The organism is Streptomyces corchorusii, assembly GCF_001514055.1.
In the GTDB taxonomy this organism is placed as follows: domain Bacteria; phylum Actinomycetota; class Actinomycetes; order Streptomycetales; family Streptomycetaceae; genus Streptomyces; species Streptomyces olivaceoviridis.
The window spans coordinates 237,035-255,080 of the sequence record NZ_KQ948356.1; the positions used below are offsets into that span (position 1 = coordinate 237,035).

Annotated in this window: 16 protein-coding genes; 5 read left to right on the plus strand and 11 right to left on the minus strand. The window is 72.0% G+C overall.

Features of this window, described 5'->3' with window-relative positions:
• Positions 1-49: 49 nt before the first annotated feature.
• The 7 genes from AQJ11_RS16600 to AQJ11_RS16630 all read right to left on the minus strand — a co-directional run bounded on the left by AQJ11_RS16600 (position 50) and on the right by AQJ11_RS16630 (position 8,610).
• Positions 50-1,429 carry a UDP-glucose dehydrogenase family protein gene (locus AQJ11_RS16600; RefSeq protein ID WP_059263572.1) on the minus strand — a complete coding sequence of 460 codons (1,380 nt, stop codon included), beginning with the start codon at positions 1,427-1,429 and terminating at the stop codon, positions 50-52.
• A gap of 596 nt (positions 1,430-2,025) precedes the next feature.
• Complete coding sequence (locus tag AQJ11_RS16605; protein WP_244218269.1) at positions 2,026-2,751, minus strand: hypothetical protein; 726 nt, start codon at positions 2,749-2,751, stop codon at positions 2,026-2,028.
• Positions 2,752-2,837: 86 nt separating this feature from the next.
• Positions 2,838-3,308 (minus strand): hypothetical protein, encoded by a 471-nt coding sequence (locus AQJ11_RS16610; RefSeq protein WP_014673936.1) that lies wholly within the window; start codon positions 3,306-3,308, stop codon positions 2,838-2,840.
• A 122-nt stretch (positions 3,309-3,430) separates the two neighbouring features.
• Complete coding sequence (locus AQJ11_RS16615) at positions 3,431-4,126, minus strand: hypothetical protein (protein WP_059263573.1); 696 nt, start codon at positions 4,124-4,126, stop codon at positions 3,431-3,433.
• On the minus strand, positions 4,123-5,775 hold the full coding sequence (locus tag AQJ11_RS16620; protein WP_244218270.1) for a polyprenyl synthetase family protein: 1,653 nt from the start codon (positions 5,773-5,775) through the stop codon (positions 4,123-4,125). Before AQJ11_RS16620 ends, AQJ11_RS16615 begins: the two co-directional genes overlap by 4 nt.
• Positions 5,768-6,853 (minus strand): hypothetical protein, encoded by a 1,086-nt coding sequence (locus tag AQJ11_RS16625; RefSeq protein ID WP_059263575.1) that lies wholly within the window; start codon positions 6,851-6,853, stop codon positions 5,768-5,770. The genes AQJ11_RS16620 and AQJ11_RS16625 overlap by 8 nt, the downstream gene beginning before the upstream one ends.
• 179 nt (positions 6,854-7,032) lie before the next feature.
• Entirely contained in the window at positions 7,033-8,610 is a 1,578-nt protein-coding gene (locus AQJ11_RS16630; RefSeq protein ID WP_244218271.1) for an NHL domain-containing protein, read from the minus strand.
• Positions 8,611-9,232: 622 nt separating this feature from the next.
• Here AQJ11_RS16630 and AQJ11_RS16635 point away from each other — a divergent pair.
• A complete protein-coding gene (locus AQJ11_RS16635; RefSeq protein WP_014673930.1) occupies positions 9,233-9,844 on the plus strand; it encodes a hypothetical protein in 612 nt (203 codons plus the stop codon).
• 20 nt (positions 9,845-9,864) lie between these two features.
• Positions 9,865-10,731 carry a lamin tail domain-containing protein gene (locus AQJ11_RS16640; RefSeq protein ID WP_014673929.1) on the plus strand — a complete coding sequence of 289 codons (867 nt, stop codon included), beginning with the start codon at positions 9,865-9,867 and terminating at the stop codon, positions 10,729-10,731.
• A 95-nt stretch (positions 10,732-10,826) separates the two neighbouring features.
• On the opposite strand, the gene AQJ11_RS16645 is transcribed toward AQJ11_RS16640, so the two are convergent.
• Together AQJ11_RS16645 and AQJ11_RS16650 are read right to left on the minus strand one after the other, a co-directional pair.
• Positions 10,827-11,189, minus strand: a complete 363-nt coding sequence (locus tag AQJ11_RS16645; protein ID WP_059263576.1) for a DUF1304 domain-containing protein — start codon at positions 11,187-11,189, stop codon at positions 10,827-10,829.
• A 17-nt stretch (positions 11,190-11,206) separates the two neighbouring features.
• Entirely contained in the window at positions 11,207-12,463 is a 1,257-nt protein-coding gene (locus AQJ11_RS16650; RefSeq protein WP_398780559.1) for a serine/threonine-protein kinase, read from the minus strand.
• A 335-nt stretch (positions 12,464-12,798) separates the two neighbouring features.
• Between AQJ11_RS16650 and AQJ11_RS50375 the strand changes: the two genes are divergently transcribed.
• From AQJ11_RS50375 to AQJ11_RS16665, 3 genes are all read left to right on the plus strand, one after another.
• On the plus strand, positions 12,799-13,665 hold the full coding sequence (locus tag AQJ11_RS50375) for an SCO2400 family protein (RefSeq protein WP_059263578.1): 867 nt from the start codon (positions 12,799-12,801) through the stop codon (positions 13,663-13,665).
• A gap of 350 nt (positions 13,666-14,015) precedes the next feature.
• Positions 14,016-15,599, plus strand: coding sequence for a metallophosphoesterase family protein (locus tag AQJ11_RS16660; protein ID WP_244218272.1), 1,584 nt, complete (start codon positions 14,016-14,018; stop codon positions 15,597-15,599).
• 235 nt (positions 15,600-15,834) lie between these two features.
• Positions 15,835-16,452 (plus strand): SUKH-4 family immunity protein, encoded by a 618-nt coding sequence (locus tag AQJ11_RS16665; RefSeq protein ID WP_059263579.1) that lies wholly within the window; start codon positions 15,835-15,837, stop codon positions 16,450-16,452.
• 52 nt (positions 16,453-16,504) lie between these two features.
• Here the strand turns inward: AQJ11_RS16665 and AQJ11_RS16670 are convergent, their stop codons facing one another.
• Positions 16,505-17,083, minus strand: a complete 579-nt coding sequence (locus tag AQJ11_RS16670; protein ID WP_244218273.1) for a hypothetical protein — start codon at positions 17,081-17,083, stop codon at positions 16,505-16,507.
• 447 nt (positions 17,084-17,530) lie between these two features.
• The gene (locus AQJ11_RS49245; protein WP_159061668.1) at positions 17,531-17,992 is read right to left on the minus strand and encodes a hypothetical protein; all 462 of its coding nucleotides are present in this window, start codon (positions 17,990-17,992) and stop codon (positions 17,531-17,533) included.
• Positions 17,993-18,046 lie beyond the last annotated feature (54 nt).

The following is an 18,046-nucleotide window of genomic DNA, read 5'->3' on the forward strand; positions in this document are numbered from 1 at the left end:
TCGACTCAACGACTTCGCGTCTTGGTCAGGTTGAGCGGGCGTCATGGACTCAGGGGCGGCCGAGAGCGCGGTACTCCCAACCGGCCGCGCGCCACTGCCCCGGGTCCAGTGCGTGCCGGCCGTCGACGATGCGCTTACGGGCAACGACGGCTCCCATGGCCTCGGGGTCGACGAGGCGGAACTCGTTCCACTCGGTGAGCAGTACGACGACGTCGGCAGCCTCCGCCGCGGACATTGCGTCAGTGGCGTAGGCGAGTTCGGGATGGCTCCGTCGGGCGTTGTCCGTGGCCGCCGGGTCGGTGACCGTCACCTGCGCTCCGAGCCGGTGCAGCGCGGCGGCGACATCGAGGGCCGGGGCGTCGCGGATGTCGTCGGAATCGGGTTTGAAGGCCGCGCCCAGCGCCGCCACTCGTACCCCCGTCAGGTCTCCGCCGGCGAGTTCCGCGACGAGTTCCACGGTGCGTTCCCGCCGTCGCTTGTTGATCGCGTCCACTTCACGCAGGAAGCTGACCGCCTGGCCGACGCCCAGCTCCTCGGCGCGGTGGGCGAAGGCCCTGATGTCCTTGGGCAGGCATCCGCCGCCGAAGCCCAGGCCCGGCTTGAGGAACCGGCCACCGATCCGGTCGTCGTAGGACAGGGCCTCGGCGAGCCGGGTGACATCACCACCGGTGGCCTCGCAGATCTCTGCCATGGCGTTGATGTAGGAGATCTTCGTGGCAAGGAAGGAGTTGGCGGCCATCTTCACCAGCTCGGCCGTCGTCAGGTCGGTGACCACCACCGGTGTGCCCTGGTCGACGACAGGTCCGAAGGCGGCGCGCAGCTGCTTCTCGGCCCAGTCGGAGGACACTCCGAAGACGAGCCGATCGGGGCGTAGCGTGTCGTCCACGGCGTACCCCTCGCGCAGGAACTCGGGGTTCCAGGCGACTTCGACATCACGCCCGGCAGGAGCGACACGCCGGACCAGCTCGGTGAGCCGGGCAGCCGTCCCCACTGGCACGGTCGACTTGCCGACCACGAGGGCACGCCTGCGAAGGTGGGCCGCCAGCTCGGTGACCGCGCTGTCCACGTAGCGCAGGTCGGCAGCGTCCGAACCCGGCTGCTGAGGTGTGCCGACACAGATGAAATGGACGTCGCCGAACTCCGCGGCGTCGGCGAAGCTCGTGGTGAACCGCAGGCGGCCGGAGTCGAGTGCCTTCGCCAGCAGCTCGGGAAGTCCCGGCTCGAAGAACGGCACCTCGCCCGAGTTGAGCCTGGCGACCTTCCCCGCGTTCGCGTCCACGCCGAGGACGTGGAAGCCCAGGGCGGCCATGCAGATGGCATGAGTGGCCCCCAGGTAGCCGGTGCCTATGACGGTGAGGCGGGGGGCCGGCTCGTCACTGTCAGCCGCTCCCGCGGTCACGGCGGGATCCGGTGCAGCGATGACTGCCATGCTCAAACTCCAGTTGCTTCGCCTGTTACCACGGGGAACGAGCGGCATGCGTCTCCCGCCGCGCAGGGCGGGTCCGGTCGCCGGTCGCTTCGACGAAAATTCGCTGTCGGACGCCCGGGAGGGGCGCTGTGCTCCCCCCACGCACGCACCGCGGAACCGACCGAAGTCAGCGGCTTCGTACCGGAATCAGGTAGATCACCCCACCTGGCGGTACTTCGTCCCCCAATGTTGAATGTAGTAAGAAGATAATCCAGCCAGAGCGGATGTGAAGAACCTGCGAAGTTGCGTGACTTTTTCGTGATCTTGTGAAGATGGCGTCACGCGCTCGGCGCAGGGCCACTCCCCATGGAGAACGGCCTCTTGAGTGCAAGTACCTGGGGAGACGGTGAACACCGCGCTGCGTGGGGCGTTGGAGAACCGTGAGTCCGGCTGGACGGGGGACGTCCAGACCGTGTGCGCAGGGCAGAACAAGGCCGGCGGCACCGAGTTGCCGGTGGTCGTCCACGAGCCCGGCCGCCCACGTCGATCGTGTTCGTGGGCGGCTCGGAGTCGGTGGCGAGGGACGGCGTCGGCCGGTCCGTCGCCTCAGCGTCCGGTCAACCGAGGACCGAGGACGAATCGCAGCCGAGACTGGCGCGGCTGGCGACGGTGAAGGAGATGCTTCCGGTGTTCTCCCAGATGTTGTTGATGTTGGCGAACAGCCACCTCGTGGTCAGGCTGTGGTCGGCCGACGAGAGGGTGGCGGTCCGGCCCTCCGTCCCGGGCCTGATCCGGAACGTCACCACGGTGTCCCACAGCTTCTGGGGCGGTGTCTCCTGGGCGCTCAGCGTCGTCCCGGAGAAGCTGCCCGGCCCCGTCACCGACACCACGTCGGCCACCGCCATGACCGAGGCCAGATTGACCCGGTGGATGTGGTACTGCGCTCCCACGGGATTGCGTGTGGTGTCCGGGCGCCACCTGAACGTGAACGTCGATCCCGGCGCGATCCGGCCGCCGAACGGGTTGGGCGACGACGACTCGTTGATCACACCCTCGCCCAGCCGGGCGCCGAAGACGTTGCGCCAGTAGAAGCGGGGGTTGAGCCGCGCGTTCCCCGGCTGAATGCACTCCGGGTCCCGCGCTGCCGTGGTCTGCGCCGCCGCGGCGGGCCGCGCCGGCCGCGCCTGTGCCGTGGCGGCGTTCGCGGGCAGTGACGACGCCAGCAGCATCGCTGCGGCCAGCGCCCCCACGGCCCATGTGCCCCGCTCTCCCCGCCGCAGCCGCAGCACCGACGAGGCAGCGCGCCCGATGCGGCCCGGCAGACGGTTTCCTGCTCCGTACATCCTCCAGCCTTTCTCTTCCGCGTAACCCGTCGGTGGCTCCGGGTCGAGCCGGCGGAGCCACCGACGGGCCGGTTCGTCGGGGGGGGTCAGTCCTCGTCGGGGTCGAGGACGCGGCCCTTGAGCTTGATCGGGCTGGCGGAGCCGACCTTGAGCTGGCCGTCGGTGTAGCGGCCCGGCGTCGCGCCGTCGACTGCGGTCACCTGGGCGCCGTAGCCGATGCACTCCTGGTTGGTGGACAGGTACGGGTTGTGCGTGAAGGTCAGGGTGCGGCCCCCGTCGCGGAGGGTGCCCTGGGTGGTTTCCAGGTTGCCCTTCGCCTGGAGGGTGTTGACGTCGTGGTAGGCCCAGGAGAGCCAGCCGGTGAACACGAAGCCGGTGGGCGCCTTCAGGGTGAAGGTGATGTCTCCGGGGTTCACCGGGTCGGGGACGGTGCTGAGGATGCCGAAGCTGAGGTGGGCGGGGACTCCGCCCGGGGCGTCCTCGACGATGCCCTGCTGGAGGATGTAGAGCTTGTTCTCGGAACCGGACTGGACGGGGGCCTGGGTCTGCGTGGCCATGCGTGTCCCTTCTGTGGATGGGTGCGTCCGCGTGAGCGGATCCGCCGGTGGCGGGCTTGGGGGCCGGGCCCGCTCATGGACCGTCGGGATGGGCCGCCGGGGCCGGGTACGGGTGTCATGAGCTAGGCGGGTGGCGCGGGGTCGGTCGGTGCGTGGTCGGCCAGGAGCGGGCCGAGGACGGACAGGGCGCCGAGGGCGATGTCCTCGTAGAGGTAGAAGCCGGCCTCCAGCGGCGGCAGTTCGGCGCCGGTGTCGTCGGTGACGGGTTCCGGGTCGGTGGCGTAGCCGGCGTCGTCGTCGGGGTCGGCGTCGGCGTCGGGGGCGGCGGGCCCGAGCAGGTCGGTGAGGTCCTGCGCGGCGCTCAGGAGGGTGCTGCGGGCGGTGGTGGTCAGCAGGCTCAGTGGGAGGCCGAGCGCGGCGGTCGTGCGCTGGCCGGGAACCAGCTTCGTCACCGCCGGTGCCTCCTCGGTGGCCGCGGCGGCCAGCCGCACGGGGAGCGTGCAGGCGGCGACGATCCGCTCGGTGGACATCACGGGCGGGGGGTCGCCGTCGACCATGAGGTCTTCCCACTCCATCAGGTCGAAGAGGAACTGACCGCCCTTGTACAGGGGCCAGGGCCGGACGGTGTCGAGCAGGAGGCGGGCGCGTTCGGGGGCGTCGCGGCGCAGGGCCACGCCGTGCCTGGCCAGGGTGCACAGGCACTGGCGCAGGCTGCTGTTGACCTGGCCGAGGAAGGCGAAGGCCCGGTGGTCGGTGGGGGTCAGCGGGCCGGTGCCGGTGGGACCGGCCGGCGGGGGCGGGGGCGGGGTGCTGGTCACAGTGGCCTTGAGGTGACGTAGTGGGCGATCTGCCGCAGGACGGCTTTGCCTTCGTTCTCGGGGATGAACCGGAGGTCTTCCTCGAAGCGGGCGATGCCTTCGGCGGCGAGCCGGTCGGCGAGGTCGGTGGCGTACTCGATGGAGCCGTGCCGGCGCATGGCGGCGAGGAGTTCCTCGGCGTGCTGCTGGGTCTTGTCGGTACGGCGCTGCCGCAGGACGTCCAGGAGGCGGGGGCGCTCGTGGGCGTACGCGGTGCGGAAGAGGTGGATCAGCATCACCGTGCGCTTGCCTTCGAGCAGGTCGCCCAGGGGCTCCTTGCCGTAGAGGGCCTCCTCGCCGACCAGGTTCAGGATGTCGTCCTGGATCTGGAAGGCGATGCCGATCAGGCGGAACGCCTCGTCGAACCGGCTCAGCACGGCGGGGTCGGTGACGCCGGCGCAGACGGCGCCGATGCGGCACGGGCTGATGCAGGTGTACCAGCCGGTCTTCTTGGTGCTCATCGTGAAGTAGGCGTCGTCGGCTTCGGGGACGACCTCGTGGCGGATCCAGCCCAGCTCCATGGCCTGCCCCTCGATGGACTCCCGGCACATGTGCACCGCCTCGTGGATGAGGCCGAGGGTGCGGACGAGGCCAAGGGTTTCGAGGTTGGACAGGAAGGCGTCGACGGCGAGCAGGTTCATCCCGTCGCCGACGTTGACGGCCAGGCCCAGGCCGTGTTCCTCGTGCAGGGTGGGCAGACCGCGCCGGTGGGTGGACTCGTCGGCGATGTCGTCGTGGACGAGGAAGCCGTTGTGGAACAGTTCCAGCGCGGCGGCGGCGCGTACGGCGTCGTCGGGGCGCCCGCCGAAAGCGGCGCAGGCGGCGATGGTCAGGGTGGGACGCAGGCCCTTGCCCTGGCGGGCGGGGTAGGAGCGCATGAGGTCGTACAGCTCGGCACGCGGTTCGCGGTCCGGCAGCAGCCGTTCGATCTCCTCGTTGGTACGGGCCCGGCACCGGAGCATGGTCTCCATCAGGTCCGCGTCCTGGACGGTGTCCTCCAGCGACCAGTCGGTGCTGGTGCGGCCGTCCCACAGCAGCCGCGGCGCGGTGACGGTGGTGCCGCCGACCAGCGCGGGGGGTGCGGGCGCGTCCTCGGGGGAGCGTCGGGCGAGGAAGTCCAGCGCCGTCCAGTCGACGGGGTCGGCGGCCGGTTCCCGGGCGGCGGGTGTCGCGCTGCCCCACAGCTGGGGGGCCTGTTCGCGGTAGGCCCCCCACAGTTCCTGCATGCTGCGCAGGCCCGCAGCGCGCTGGGACAGCAGGGTGAAGGCCCGCCAGACGGCGAGGGCGTCGTCGCGGGAGCCGCGGACGTCGAGGCTGTCGGGCAGGACCTGGTCGACGGGCGGGCGCTGGAGGTCGAACAGCAGGTTCATGGCCCGGTTGTCGAAGGCGACCTCGACGTCGGGGTCCGGGCAGCGGTCCCGGTCCACCACGATACGGCTGTGCCGTGCGGTGAGTGTGGCGTGGCTGCCGTCGTTGAAGTGCAGGCCCAGCCGGATGCCGCGCAGTTGGTCGGCCGCGGCCGCGAGGATCGCCGGCGCCCGGTCGGACAGGGCGGCGACGGTCTCGTCCAGCAGCCGTGCACCGGAGAACGCGGGGACGGTCTCAGTCATGGGCACCCCCGGCGAACTCCACGATGCCCCCGGTACGGAAGCCGATACGGCGTCCGCCGATGCGGCCCTCCACGGTGCACGGGCCGAGGGTCTCGTGCACGCTGAACGGGTGCAGGCTGGTCTCGGACGGGTTGATGATCCGGCCCGCCGTGTGCGAGCGGAAGTCGAGGACGAGACGGTCGTCGCCGAGCCGTGCGGTGATCAGCAGCCGGCCGGGCACCGCGGCCATCGGCGGGGTGCCCAGCAGGCCCGCCAGCGGCGGCACCATCGCCACCCGGTCACGGTCCAGGCTGCCGCTCACCGCGACCCGCAGGTTGCGCCGCGGGAAGTGACGGATCATGCGCCCGTCGCGCCACAGCATCACCGATCCGTTGGCCGCGTCCGCGGGATACGCGGGCTGGATCAGGGTGAAGACGACCGCCGCGGGCGGGGCCTGGTCGACCGGGCCCGAGGGGTCGTTGACGAATCCGAAGACCCAGCCGCCGAGTGTGGGCCAGGACCACCGGCCGCGTACCCGCTCGTGGTAGCCGAGCAGGCCCGTCTCCGTCTCCGTACCGTCGCCGTGCCGCAGGGTTCCGGTGCCCAGGACGCCGGGCTCCGACTGCCACCGCAGGTGCTCGTCGTCGCCGAACGGCGCGCACTGCGAGGTGCACGGCCTGCTGGTCCGGGTCAGCCGTACGTCCGCCGCCGGCGCCGCCGAGCGGGCCGCCACCCGGAACGCGCCGGGTTCACCGTGCGGGTGCGGCAACCGGAAGGCCGACCACGGCAGTTCCGGCTGCTCGGCGTTGAACTGCGTCGCACTCCAGCCGTGCCCCTCCCCGTAGAGCAGCAGGATCGCCATGTGCTGTCCCTCGGCCGCCGTGCCGGTGCCGCTGCGACGCCCGGTGGCGGGGGCGCCCGGGTGCGCGAGGACCGAGCCGGTGGAGGAGCCCAGGACGGAGAGGTTCGCGATGAGTGCCTGCTGCCCGCACCGGGACAGGAACGCGTAGTGCAGCCATTTGCGGTCGAGCGGGTGGGCGAGCGGGGCATGTGGGAAGGGGCCCTGCGGACCGAACCTCGGGAGAGCGGGCGTGGACACGTTTCGAACGTTAACCCAGGGTAGTCGATCACTTGCAACTCGTGACCATCACGAGGGTGACCTGGGAGCACAGAAACGATTACCTCCGCATTCAGGGTTTGAGAACGCAAAGAGCCGCCCATGGCGGGTGGTCCGCCACGGACGGCTTCGAATGGCGTGCGTGCCCTCGTCGGTCGCCGTCAGTCCTCGTCGTCTCCGAGAACGCTCGCCCTCAGACGCACTTCCGGCCGGCCCGCGATCACCGCCCGCCCGTCGGTGTACCGGCCCGGCTCGGCGTCGTCCAGGGCACGGATGCCGAGCGTGTAGACCAGGGCCGCCGCCGGATGGCCGGCAGTGTTCAGGCGGGGCTCGTCCGTGACGACCAGCGATCGGCCGCCGTCCCCGACCGTCCCCGTCGGGTTCCCGCCAGGGATGACCGTGCGATCCGCGCGGTAATACGCGCAGGTGACCCGGCCGTCGAAGACGAACCCCGTCGGAGCCGTGAAGTGGTGCTCCACCCGTCCCGGGGCCCACGGGTCGGTGGAGGAGACCCGTACGTGGAGCAATTCGCTCTGCCCGCGCCGGATCTCCAGACCGACCTCCTGCCGGACCAGCAGCCGGGCGGGTTCCGGCTCCGGCTGCCGCTCGCGCTCCGGTTCCACGTCCGGCGTCGGTTTCTCGTCCCGTTCCGGCTCCGTGCCTTCGGAGTGTGCGGTGGTGAGGGGGACGGCCGCGATCCGGTGGTGGAAGTTGTCCGCCACGAGCAGGCGCCCCGCCGGATCCACGGCGAGACCGCACGGGTAGGCCAGCTCGGTGTGGACGGCGGCGTCGGCCGGGTCGCCGGACGCGGTGGTCTCGCGGGCCGCCGGATCCGGCTGCCCCGCGACGACACGGGCCGCTCCGTCGGCCAACCGCCACACGCGGTGTCCGGTCTGGTCGGCCACGTAGAGCACGCCCTCACCGTCGACCGCCACCGCGCACGGCGCGCCCCAGTCGACCGCCGTGCCGTCGGCGCCCCCGTCCGGCGGGCCCGCCAGCACCCGAAGCACCCCGTCCGAGCCGAGCAGCAGTACCCGACGGCCCTCCGGGTCGGCGATGTACAGCCGGCCGGCCGCGTCGACCGCCAGGCCGGCGGGGAGGAACGCCTCGCCCGCGTCGGCCGCGCCCGAGCCACCGGACCGCCCGGATGCCGTGACGACCGTACGGATGACACCGTCGCCGTCGATCCTGCGCACTCGGGGGATGCCCGCTTCCCCGACGTACAGCCGGCCGGCCGCGTCGACGGCCACCGCGCACGGGGCGTCCAGCCGGGCGCGGTCGGCCGGGCCGCCGTCGCCGTCGCCCTCGCCCGCACCGCGCGAGCCGTCGCCCGCGACGGTGCCGATGGCACCCGAGGGATCGATCCGGCGGATCCGGTGGTTCATCTCGTCGGCGACGAACAGGGCGCCGTCCGGGGCGACCACCAGCGCGGACGGGAAGCCGAGGCGGGCGCGCACCGCGTCGGCGCCGTCCCCGGCGAAGCCCCGCAGCCCGTCCCCGGCGATCGTCGCCAGGGTTCCGGTGCCGTCGATCCGGCGGATCCGGTGGTTCGCGTGGTCGGCGACGAAGACCGCGCCGCCTCCCACGGCCACGTCTGCGGGAAAGGCCAGCTGTCCGTCCGGCGCGGGGCCGCCGTCCCCGAAGAAGCCGGCCGCTCCGTTGCCCGCCACGGTGCCCGGCAGGCCGTCTCCGTCCGGCGAATCCGGCGACCGCCGCCGCGCCGCGGCCCTGGCCGTCACGCCGCCACCCCCCGGCACGAGCGCGGTCGGGTCCTGCTGCCGCCCGCCACCTCACACGTCCACGGCCTCGTCTCCCGCATCTCCCTCTCCTTCCGCACCACCGTTGGCATTTCCTCTGCATACCGGTCGGACGGGCGCCGCAGGAGCAGCCACCGCGTCAGCCACCCGCACGGGGGAGAGGCCGGGATAAACGGACGGCGACGGGGGCCGTACGGGAGGGGGGCGGCGGTCGCGGACGACTTCGGCAGGACGCGCGTTGACGCGCTCCACTCCGCCCCTGCGCGCCGTACCGAGCCTCAACTGCACTCGAACAAGTGACGCGGAATCGATTCGGCATTCCAAACGGGGGAACGGCGGCATACCACCGGCTGATCCGGGCTAACGATGGGCCCGGATGAAAGTCCGCTGCGCGCCGCGATGCCCACGCGACCGCCCCGCTCGAAGCCACGGGCGGCGTCCTGCGTTCCGTCTTCCGGGCGCAGCCTCCATGACGACCGCGTTCGGTGAACCGCGCGGCGTGCGGTGCTGAGCCCTGGCCGCCTCCCGCGGCCCCGGGCGACCCGCACCAGGACGCCACTTTTTCCCGTCGCACGCTTCGATCACAGCCCAGGAGGACTCGGAGATGAGCACCGACGTGCAGACCAAGAAGGAAGCCTACAAGCGGGGGGAGGAACGGGGACGCGCCGATGCGCTCGCCGGAAAGCCGTACGCCGACCCGCCGCGCGACGGCACGCGCGGCGAGCAGGACCAGTACGCGAACGGCTACGACTGGGGCTACGAACAGGGCCGTGCCCAGAAACTCGACCTCGTGGTGTGGCAGGAGGGCGGGGTCGAGGACGCTCCGGGCGGGCTCGGCACCACCATCAACATCTGCGTGCGCACGCCGAACTGGAGCGAGACGGTCGACGCCGGCGAGCGCGAGCACGTCTTCACCGCCCCCACCGGGTTCCGCTGGAACGGCACGGTGGGCGCGCAGTACAAGCGCATCAACCAGACCACGGGCGGCAGTCTGCCCCCCGTCCAGGCCACCGTCAGCGACGACGGGCGCACCCTGACCTTCAGCTACCACGTGCACCTGAACACCGGCAGCGAGGACAAGGACTGCATCGTCTACACCTGCGGCCTCGAAGCCGTCGACGGAGCCAGGACCGGGCGCCACACCGACGGCGTCGCCCAGATCGGTACCGCACCGCCGGCCAAGCTCAAGGCCGAGGTCATCGAGGACGAGGACTGAGAGAGCGGGATCCAGACATCATGACCACCGTCGTCACCTCCGGCGTCTTCTCGTCCACCACCCCCGCCATCTCACCGGTCAACGGCGTGGGCACCGACTACATCCAGTGGGGCAGCGCCGGCAGCCAGAGCGGGTACCAGTTCCGCGGTGAGGCCGCGGACGTCCAGCTCGACGGCACCGAGTTCGTCGTCGGCACCTTCGTGCACCGCAACAAGCCCACGAACGTCAGCCCGAGCCAGTTCGACGTCCAGTTGACCATCAACGTCATGTTCGAGGACGGCAGCACGACCGACCTCAACTTCAGCTTCCACCACAACGAGACACCCAACAGCACCGGTACCAGTCCCGCGGACGACGACCTGGTCGACCTGCAGACCTTCATCCACCCCCAGCCCGTCACGATCGACGGCAAGCAGTACCGGGCGGTGCTGAGCGGGTTCAAGCGCAACGGCCAGATCGTCCAGCAGTTCCGCAGCCCGGAAGGCGGCATCAACTTCGCCGACGTCGTGTGCATGTTCACGCTCGACGAACCCGACGTGATCATCTCGGGCCTGCGCTACCAGGGCACGAGCACCGGCCAGGCGGACGAGTACGTCGAGATCCTCAACAAGGGCGGCGGACCCCAGGACCTGACCGGCTGGAAGGTGGAGGCCAAGCCCACCGGCCACGCGTTCGCCTTCCCCGCGGGAACGGTCATCCAGCCCGGTCAGCGCTACCGCGTCTACACCAACGAGAACCACCCGGAGCACGGCGGCTTCTCCTTCGGCTCCGCCAGCGAGGTCTGGCGTGACCAGGGCGGCATCGCCCGCCTGGTCGCGGACGACGGCTTCGTCGTCGACCAGTCCCCCTACCTGGACAAGGGGTTCAGCAAGACCGGCACGCCGTGAGCCGGATCCGTCGGCCCTGCGATGACAGGTGAGGGGGAAGCCGCCTCACCTGTCATCGCCGACGCCGGCACTAAGGCGCATGCGGTGTGCTGGTTTCAGCGGGCCAGGAGCACGAGCGCCAGACCTATGAGTGCCGGGACGGTCTGGACGAAGAGGATCTTCCGGCTGGCGGTCGCGGCTCCGTACAGGCCCGCCACCGCGACGCACACCAGGAAGAACGTCCTCGCCTGGAATCCCACCGGGTCGGGCGCCACCGCACCCCACACCAGACCGGCGGCGAGGAAGCCGTTGTACAGTCCCTGGTTGGCCGCGAGCGCCTTCGTCTGGGCGGCGAACTCGGCGCTGGTCCCGAAGGCGGCCCGGGCCCTCGGGCCGGTCCACAGGAACATCTCCAGGACCAGGATGTAGAGGTGCAGGCATGCGATGGCCCACACCACAGCGGTTGCGATGATCGACATGCTGACAATGATCCAGGTCAGTCGTCGGAGCCGTGGTGTTTGCCCTTGCCCTTGCCGTGCTTGTCCTTGGGTCCTTCTTCCCGGTCGCCGTCCTGTTCCTGTGTCTGCCGCGGTGCGGGTGACGCGGCGGGCACCGAGGCCGGTGAGGCGGTCCCCGTCGCCGGTGCGGAGGTGGCGACCGTGCCGGGAGCGGAGGCGGGCGGGGCCGAAGGGGTGTCCTCGCTGGAGTTGAGCGACGCTCCGAGGGCCGCCGCCGCGGCGAAGAGGGCGAGGCCGGCACCGCCGACCGCCGCCCTGGCTGTCAGTTTCCGGCGGCCCCGCGGACGGGAGTGCGTCACGGTGCGGGACACGCGGGTCGGCGGGGCGGGTACCGAGGTGGCGGGCATGGCAGGGGCCGGAGCGGTGACTGCCGCCGGCGGAAGAGCGGTGCCGTCCGGTTCGGGGGCGTGGGGGACCCGGCCGTACGCCGCGAGCCAGTCGGCCGCCTGGTCCGCGGTGGGGCGGTGTGCCGGTTCCTTGGCGAGCAGGAACAGTATGTAGTCGGAGAGCTCCTGGGGGATGCCGGGGCGCAGCCTGGCCGGCGGCGCGGGCGGGGCGTCGACATGCTGCTGCACCACGGCCAACGGGGTCGCCCCGCGGAACGGGGGCCGGCCGGTGAGGAGTTCGTAGAGCACGCAGCCGAGGGAGTAGACGTCGGACGCGGGCTGGGCGGGGCGGCCGAGGGCTCGCTCGGGGGCGAGGTAGTCGGCGGTGCCGACGATCTTGCCGGTGGCCGTCAGACCGGCTGCCGCTTCGTCGGCGAAGCGCGCGATGCCGAAGTCCGCGATCTTCGCCGTACGGTCGGCGCTCAGCATCACGTTGGCGGGCTTGACGTCCCGGTGGATCACCCCCTGCCGGTGCGCGGCGGCCAGGCCGGAGGCCACCTGGGCCCCGAGGGCCGCCGCCTCCTGTGGATCGAGGGCGCCGCGCAGGGAGCGCTCCTGGGCCAGGGTCCAGCCGTCGACGAGTTCCATGACCAGGTAGAGCCGGCCGTGGTGCGAGCCGAAGTCGTACATGCCGACGACGTTGGGGTGGTTGAGCCGGCCCGCGGTCTGCGCCTCCAGCCGGAAGCGCTCCGCGTCGGCGGCCTCATCGGTCCGCAGCAGCTTGACCGCCACGGGCCGGCCGAGGAGGCGGTCGTCGGCCCGCCACACCTCGCCCATCGCGCCGCTCCCCAGCCGGTCCTGCAACTGGTAACGGTCGGCCAGCAACCCCTGCACACCCACCCCGATCACCACGACACCGTATGTCTCCGCACACCCACGTTCCGCATGCATCACGGGACCCTTGGTCATGGGTCCGCCTGGGCGTGGGTCCACTACAAGGAGCGCGAGGATGCCGCAAGGTGTTACGCATGATCATTCCAGGTTCGGGGGGGAGCTCGTACCGGGCGCGGACCGTTCGCCGGTCTGCCGCCGGGTTCCGGAATCTGCGCAGGAGCACCACACAGGCTGCACACGGCCTTTCAAAGGGGTCGTTAGCGTTGCTGACCGCTCGACCCCCTGTGCGAGCGTGACCAGGCCGTGGCCCGGGCGGGCCGACGGCGCAGTCAACCCCAGGAAGACCGCAGATGGACTACTGCTCCACGTGTCGTCGGCATCTCAATGGCGCCCTGGTCTGCCCCGGGTGCGGTGCGTACGCCCCGGACATCGCGCCGCCGTTCCTCACCGACCGCGCCGGCCCCGACCGGTCTGCCGGGTCGACCGCCACGGGTGCGTCCGCCGTCACGCCGCCCGGGACCCACGGCGACGGATTCCCCTGGGACAGTGAGCCCCAGCCGGAGCAGGACACGGGGTCCGCCACCGGGTCGTCCACCGACACCGCGGGCATATCACCCGCGCGGCCGGGCAGGGCGGCACGCCGCCGCCAGCTCGCCCGTCTGAAGAAGCACCAGCGCCGGGCCGTGGTCGCCACCGCCTTCGCGCTCGTCGGCGGCGGCCTGTCGCTCGCCACGCTGGACCGGCACACCACCAGCCAGGCGCAGGCGGCCACCGCGCCGGAGGACCGGAGCATGGGCGCCGCCAGGGAGCGGGTGGAGACGGAGCCCGCTCAGCCGGCCCCGCGGGCTCCCGAGCACCACGCGCCCCGCACCACGCCCGCGACTCACGCGCCGATCAGCACCGCCCCTCGGCACCAGAGCCTGCCTGCCACGCCCAGCACTGCGGCCCCGGTGACCCGGCCGGATCCCGTGCCCTCTCACCGCCCGGCCGTCACGTCGCCCCCGCGGCAGCAGACCGCCGGGTCCGCGTCCTCCGGCGGCACGGCGAACGACACGGCGAACACCAACGGACCGGCCGAGCACACCGACACGGCGACCCCGCCGGCCCCCGCCCCGACGACCGGGGGCACGCAACCGGACACCCCCGGGACCGCGCCCGCCCCGGCGACGACGCCACCCCCCGCCCAGCTCTGCCTGCTGGGCCTCTGCCTCGGCTGACATGCCGGCACACCTCCGTCGGCGCGGGCAGACGCACCAGGGCCGACGGAGCGTCACGCTGCCGAGGCCGCGGCTGGCCGGTGCTGCCGGGGTGCCGTGCCGTCTTCGCACCAGGGTTCCGTGGTGTGGCGTACACGGTGTCGCGGAGATCGCGGCCGACGCGGAAGCCGGAGCTGACGAGGTACCGCCCGCCCACGAGGGTCGGCGGGAGAACCACGCGTGACTACAGGCGGATAGGCCATTCGGCTCCGGGGTGGTGTACGGAGCGGGCGGGTCCGGAACGCTCCGGCATGGTGGTGCTCGGCGGTGATCCGCGGGCGCTTCTCCGGCACAGGAACGAAGGACCCGGCATGAGACATCGCATGGTCGTGCTCGCCATGGTGAGCGCGCTGGCCACGGCCGCCTCGGTCACGGCGGCCTCCTCCAGCCCGGCCCCGGCACAGGCCGCGTCCCCCAGCGCGGGGCCACGGCCCCCCGAGTCCACGCGTCCCCCCGGACCGACGCCTCCGCCGGGCGCGGCGGGCGGCGAGGCCTGGGCGTGGACGCAGCTCACCAGCCGCGGGACCCAGATCCGCTACGTGTCCACCGACACGAGCCGGCAGTGCCCCTCGGTGCGCTACACGCTGGGGACGACCAGGGACGCGCACCAGATGCACCAGGTGAGCACCCCCATGGGGGCGCAGTTCCCCACCACCGTCTGCGAGGTGGGTGTGCCCCTCACGGCGTCCGGCGCGCGGCTGGAACAGGTCGCCGCGGCCGTGCTGCATCCCGGCGACCGGCGGCTCCCCCTGCCCGGCTGGACGTCGACGACACGTCCTCAGCGGATCGCTGTCATCGGTGACACCGGCTGCTCGGTCCCGAAGGCCGGTGCGGTCCAGAACTGCGCGGACCACCAGACCGGCTGGCCCTTCCCGACGATCGCGAACAGCGCCGCCACCGTGACGCGACCCGATCTCGTCATCCACGTCGGTGACTACCTCTACCGGGAGGACCCGGACAGGGAGAACGACAAGCAGCGGAATCCGGGCTGCACGACGACCGCCGACGCGGCGAGCTGGGACTGTGTCGTCGCCGACTTCTTCAGACCCGCGCAGACGCTGCTCGCCGGTGCGCCGGTCGCGTTGACACGGGGCAATCACGAGGACTGCAACCAGAACTTCAAAGGCGGTGCGGGCGGTGCGTGGTTCCGCTACCTCGCCGACGACCTGCGCGGCGACGGGACGTGCGACCGGTACACCGATCCCGTGGCGATCCGCGCCGGCCTGCTGAACCTCGTCTCCCTGGACTCCTCGTTCGCCGACCCCATGGACAACGGGAGCACGGCGGCCAAGGCCGTCTTCACCCGGCAGCTCGACCAGGTGAACCAGTACGCTCAGCGGCGTCCCGGTGAGGACTTCTTCCTGTTCACGCACAAGCCGCTGTGGATGGTGAAGTCGGCGGGGCACACGACCGGCGACGTGACATGGCTGACCAGGGTCCTCGGCGACGCGGTCGCCGACACCGCACCGCACCGGCTGGCGCGCAACGTACGACTGGTGCTCTCGGGGCACGTGCACCTCTACCAGATGGTCGATTTCGACACGGTCCGCCCACCGCAGCTGACCGTGGGCTCCTCGGGTGGGCCACTGGACGACGGCCCGGACGACCTCCTGGTCCTCGGCCAGCCGGTCGGCACCCCGCCGCAGCCCGTCCACCAGTCGATCACCCAGACGGTGGGCCCCACGGGAGGCACGGGCGTCTTCGGGTACGCGGACCTCGGCTACAGCTCCACCGGAAACACCTGGGTCCTCACCTTCCGCAACACCAACGGCCGCGTCCTCGGCCCCACCTGCCGGCTCGACACGAACCTGGCCGACAAGTCGTTCCTGTGCCCGCCAGGCACATCGACCGGGCCGGGAACCAACCGGCCCGGCGGACCGGTGGCGGTTCGGTGAGCCACCGGTCCCGACGCGACGGACAGCGCGCGGGCACCGCGCGCGGCCGGTGACCGGCCGCGTGGCCCCTCTCCTCCGTCCCGGCGTGCGCCCCGGACGCGTTCGCGAACGAGCACGGGCATGGGGCGTCCGCAGTCGCCGGAGGCGTGTCGATGCGCGATGCTGTGGGCGCGGCGGTTCCGTCCGCCGAACGTCCCACGGCGCCCGTGTCGCCGCCGAGTCCGGAGATCCCGCAGTGCTTTTCGACGTCACCCGCAGTGAACTGGCCGGCCTCTTCGGCGAGGACCGGCTCGTGGTGCTGCCCGCCACCGCCTTCCCGCCCGCCGCCGCGGACTGCGAGGGCGCCCGTCTTCTGCAGACCGTCGGCGTCCCCACCGGCACGCTCTGGCTGCGGGTGCCCGACGAGGACGACGGTCTGCTGCCCCTCGTCCAGGACGTCGTCGACGTGGAGGACTTCGAGGACGCCGGGGAGGGGGCGGGCGGATGGCCCGTCATCGGGTGGCTGCTCAACGCCCACCTCGCCCTCGACCCCGCTTCGGGCAAGGTGCACGCCTTCGACGCCGACGAGGAGACCGTGCGGGAACTCCACACGGACGTCTCCTCCCTGGTCCGGGTCACCCTCCGGTTCCAGCGCCTGCTCGACGAGTTCGCCTTCAGCGGCGACGACGGCGACGAGGAAGCCGGCTTCGAGCGCCTGGAGCGCGAGGTCGAACGCATCCGTCGGGAGACGCACAGCAGTGACCCGCTCCCCTTCCAGGACGACGAGACCGTCTGGTGGGTGGTCGGCGAGGAGATCGCCGCGGGTCAGCGCTTCAAGGGCGACAGCCCGGCAGTCCGCTCGCTCCGCGGGTGATCGCCGCCCGTCCCTCCACTCGCGCGCCGGACCGCGGCGGGCGGCACCCGGGTCAGGGACCGGTCACGGACTTGATCGTGTACGGGAAGCTCTCCTGCTGCCAGACCACCGTGAACCGGGCGGTGGGGCGGGTGTCGACCCGGGGCACCCGGCCGTCCGACGTGAGGGTCTTCGTGGTGCCGAAGGTGCCGGAACGGCTGATCAGGCGGGCACTGGACCTGGTGTGGCTGTACGGGGGCGTCGACTTGGGGACGACCGTGTGGAAGACCAGCATGCCGTCGCCGTCGTCGTCGAGGGCCAGGGCGGGGCGGTCGCCGAGGCCCAGGCTGGTGACGGCGCCCCGGGCACCGGTCGCGGACAGGCGGCGGCCGAGCAGTTCGAGTGCGCCGCCGCTGTTGTAGCGGGTCCAGCGCGAGGCCCAGACCTGTGCGCGGGCACCGCCGCCGGAGTGGCAGGTGATGACCGCGTCGCCGTCCCGGTCCACGCCGAGGCGCACCGTGCCGAAACCGCCGTACGCCGCGATCGGGGAGGTGAGCACCTTCGTCGAGGAGACGGACGTCGACGTGAACCGCCTGGCCACGACGTCCGAGCCGCGTGCCCCCGCGACGACGAACCGGCCGCCGCGGTCCACTCCGATCGCCGGTTTCTCCGCCGAGCCCGAGCCGAGGGTGATGGCCGCGCCGACCGTGCCGTCGAGCTTGAGGCGGCGGGGCGACCGCGTACCAGCTTCCGTCGCGGCTCTCCGTCCAGGCCGCCATCGCCGTGCCGCCCGGGGTCACGGCGACCACCGGGGTGGTCGCGGGCGCCGACGTGGACAGCTTCCGCAGCGGGCCGACGAGGCTGCCGGAGGCCGAGACCCGCCGGCCCACGACCTGACCTTCACCCTGGTCTGGATCCGGTAGGAGCAGCCCGGCGTCGAGAGGTCGCAGGCGTTCCAGGCCGGCAGGGCGTCGCCCGGTCGACGGACACCGTGGGGGAATCGTCCGGGGTCCAGCCGGAGGCCGACACGTTCCAGGCTGCCCGCGACACCCAGCGCACCGGCATGCTCCAACGTCACTTCGCCGCTCGGGCCGCACCTTCAGCGATCCTTGACCATCGCCACGGTGAAGCTGTCCTTCCGGCCGGACGTGTAGTCGACGTGGTCCCACACCGACATGTGCGCGCTGTCCTTCAGCGTCAGTTGCAGGACCTCGCTCGCGTTGCTCCAGTTGTAGGAGAAGAACCGGAAGTTCCTGTCCGGGGTGGCTTGCAGCACCTTCGGACGCGAACTCCAACTACAGTCCCGCGTGGTGTCGTTCGGGCAGGTGGACCAGGCTCTGGCGTACAGGCGGCAGTCCTCTCCGGACCACACGTCGATACGGCTCAGTCTGTCGTCGGACGAACGCCATGTGCCGGAGAACCCACTCGCGACGCACAAGGCGGACGCGTGTCTCGCCGAGGTGAGCGTCAGCACGACCGTGAAGAGGAGCGTCAGGGCGGTCGCCGTGAACAGCGCCGTCGTCCGGCGCAGCGGACTGCGGGCAGGGGAGACCTGTGTCATCGTGAACCTCCGGTGACGGATGCGAGCACGGGGCGTCCCGCGGTCACACGGAAG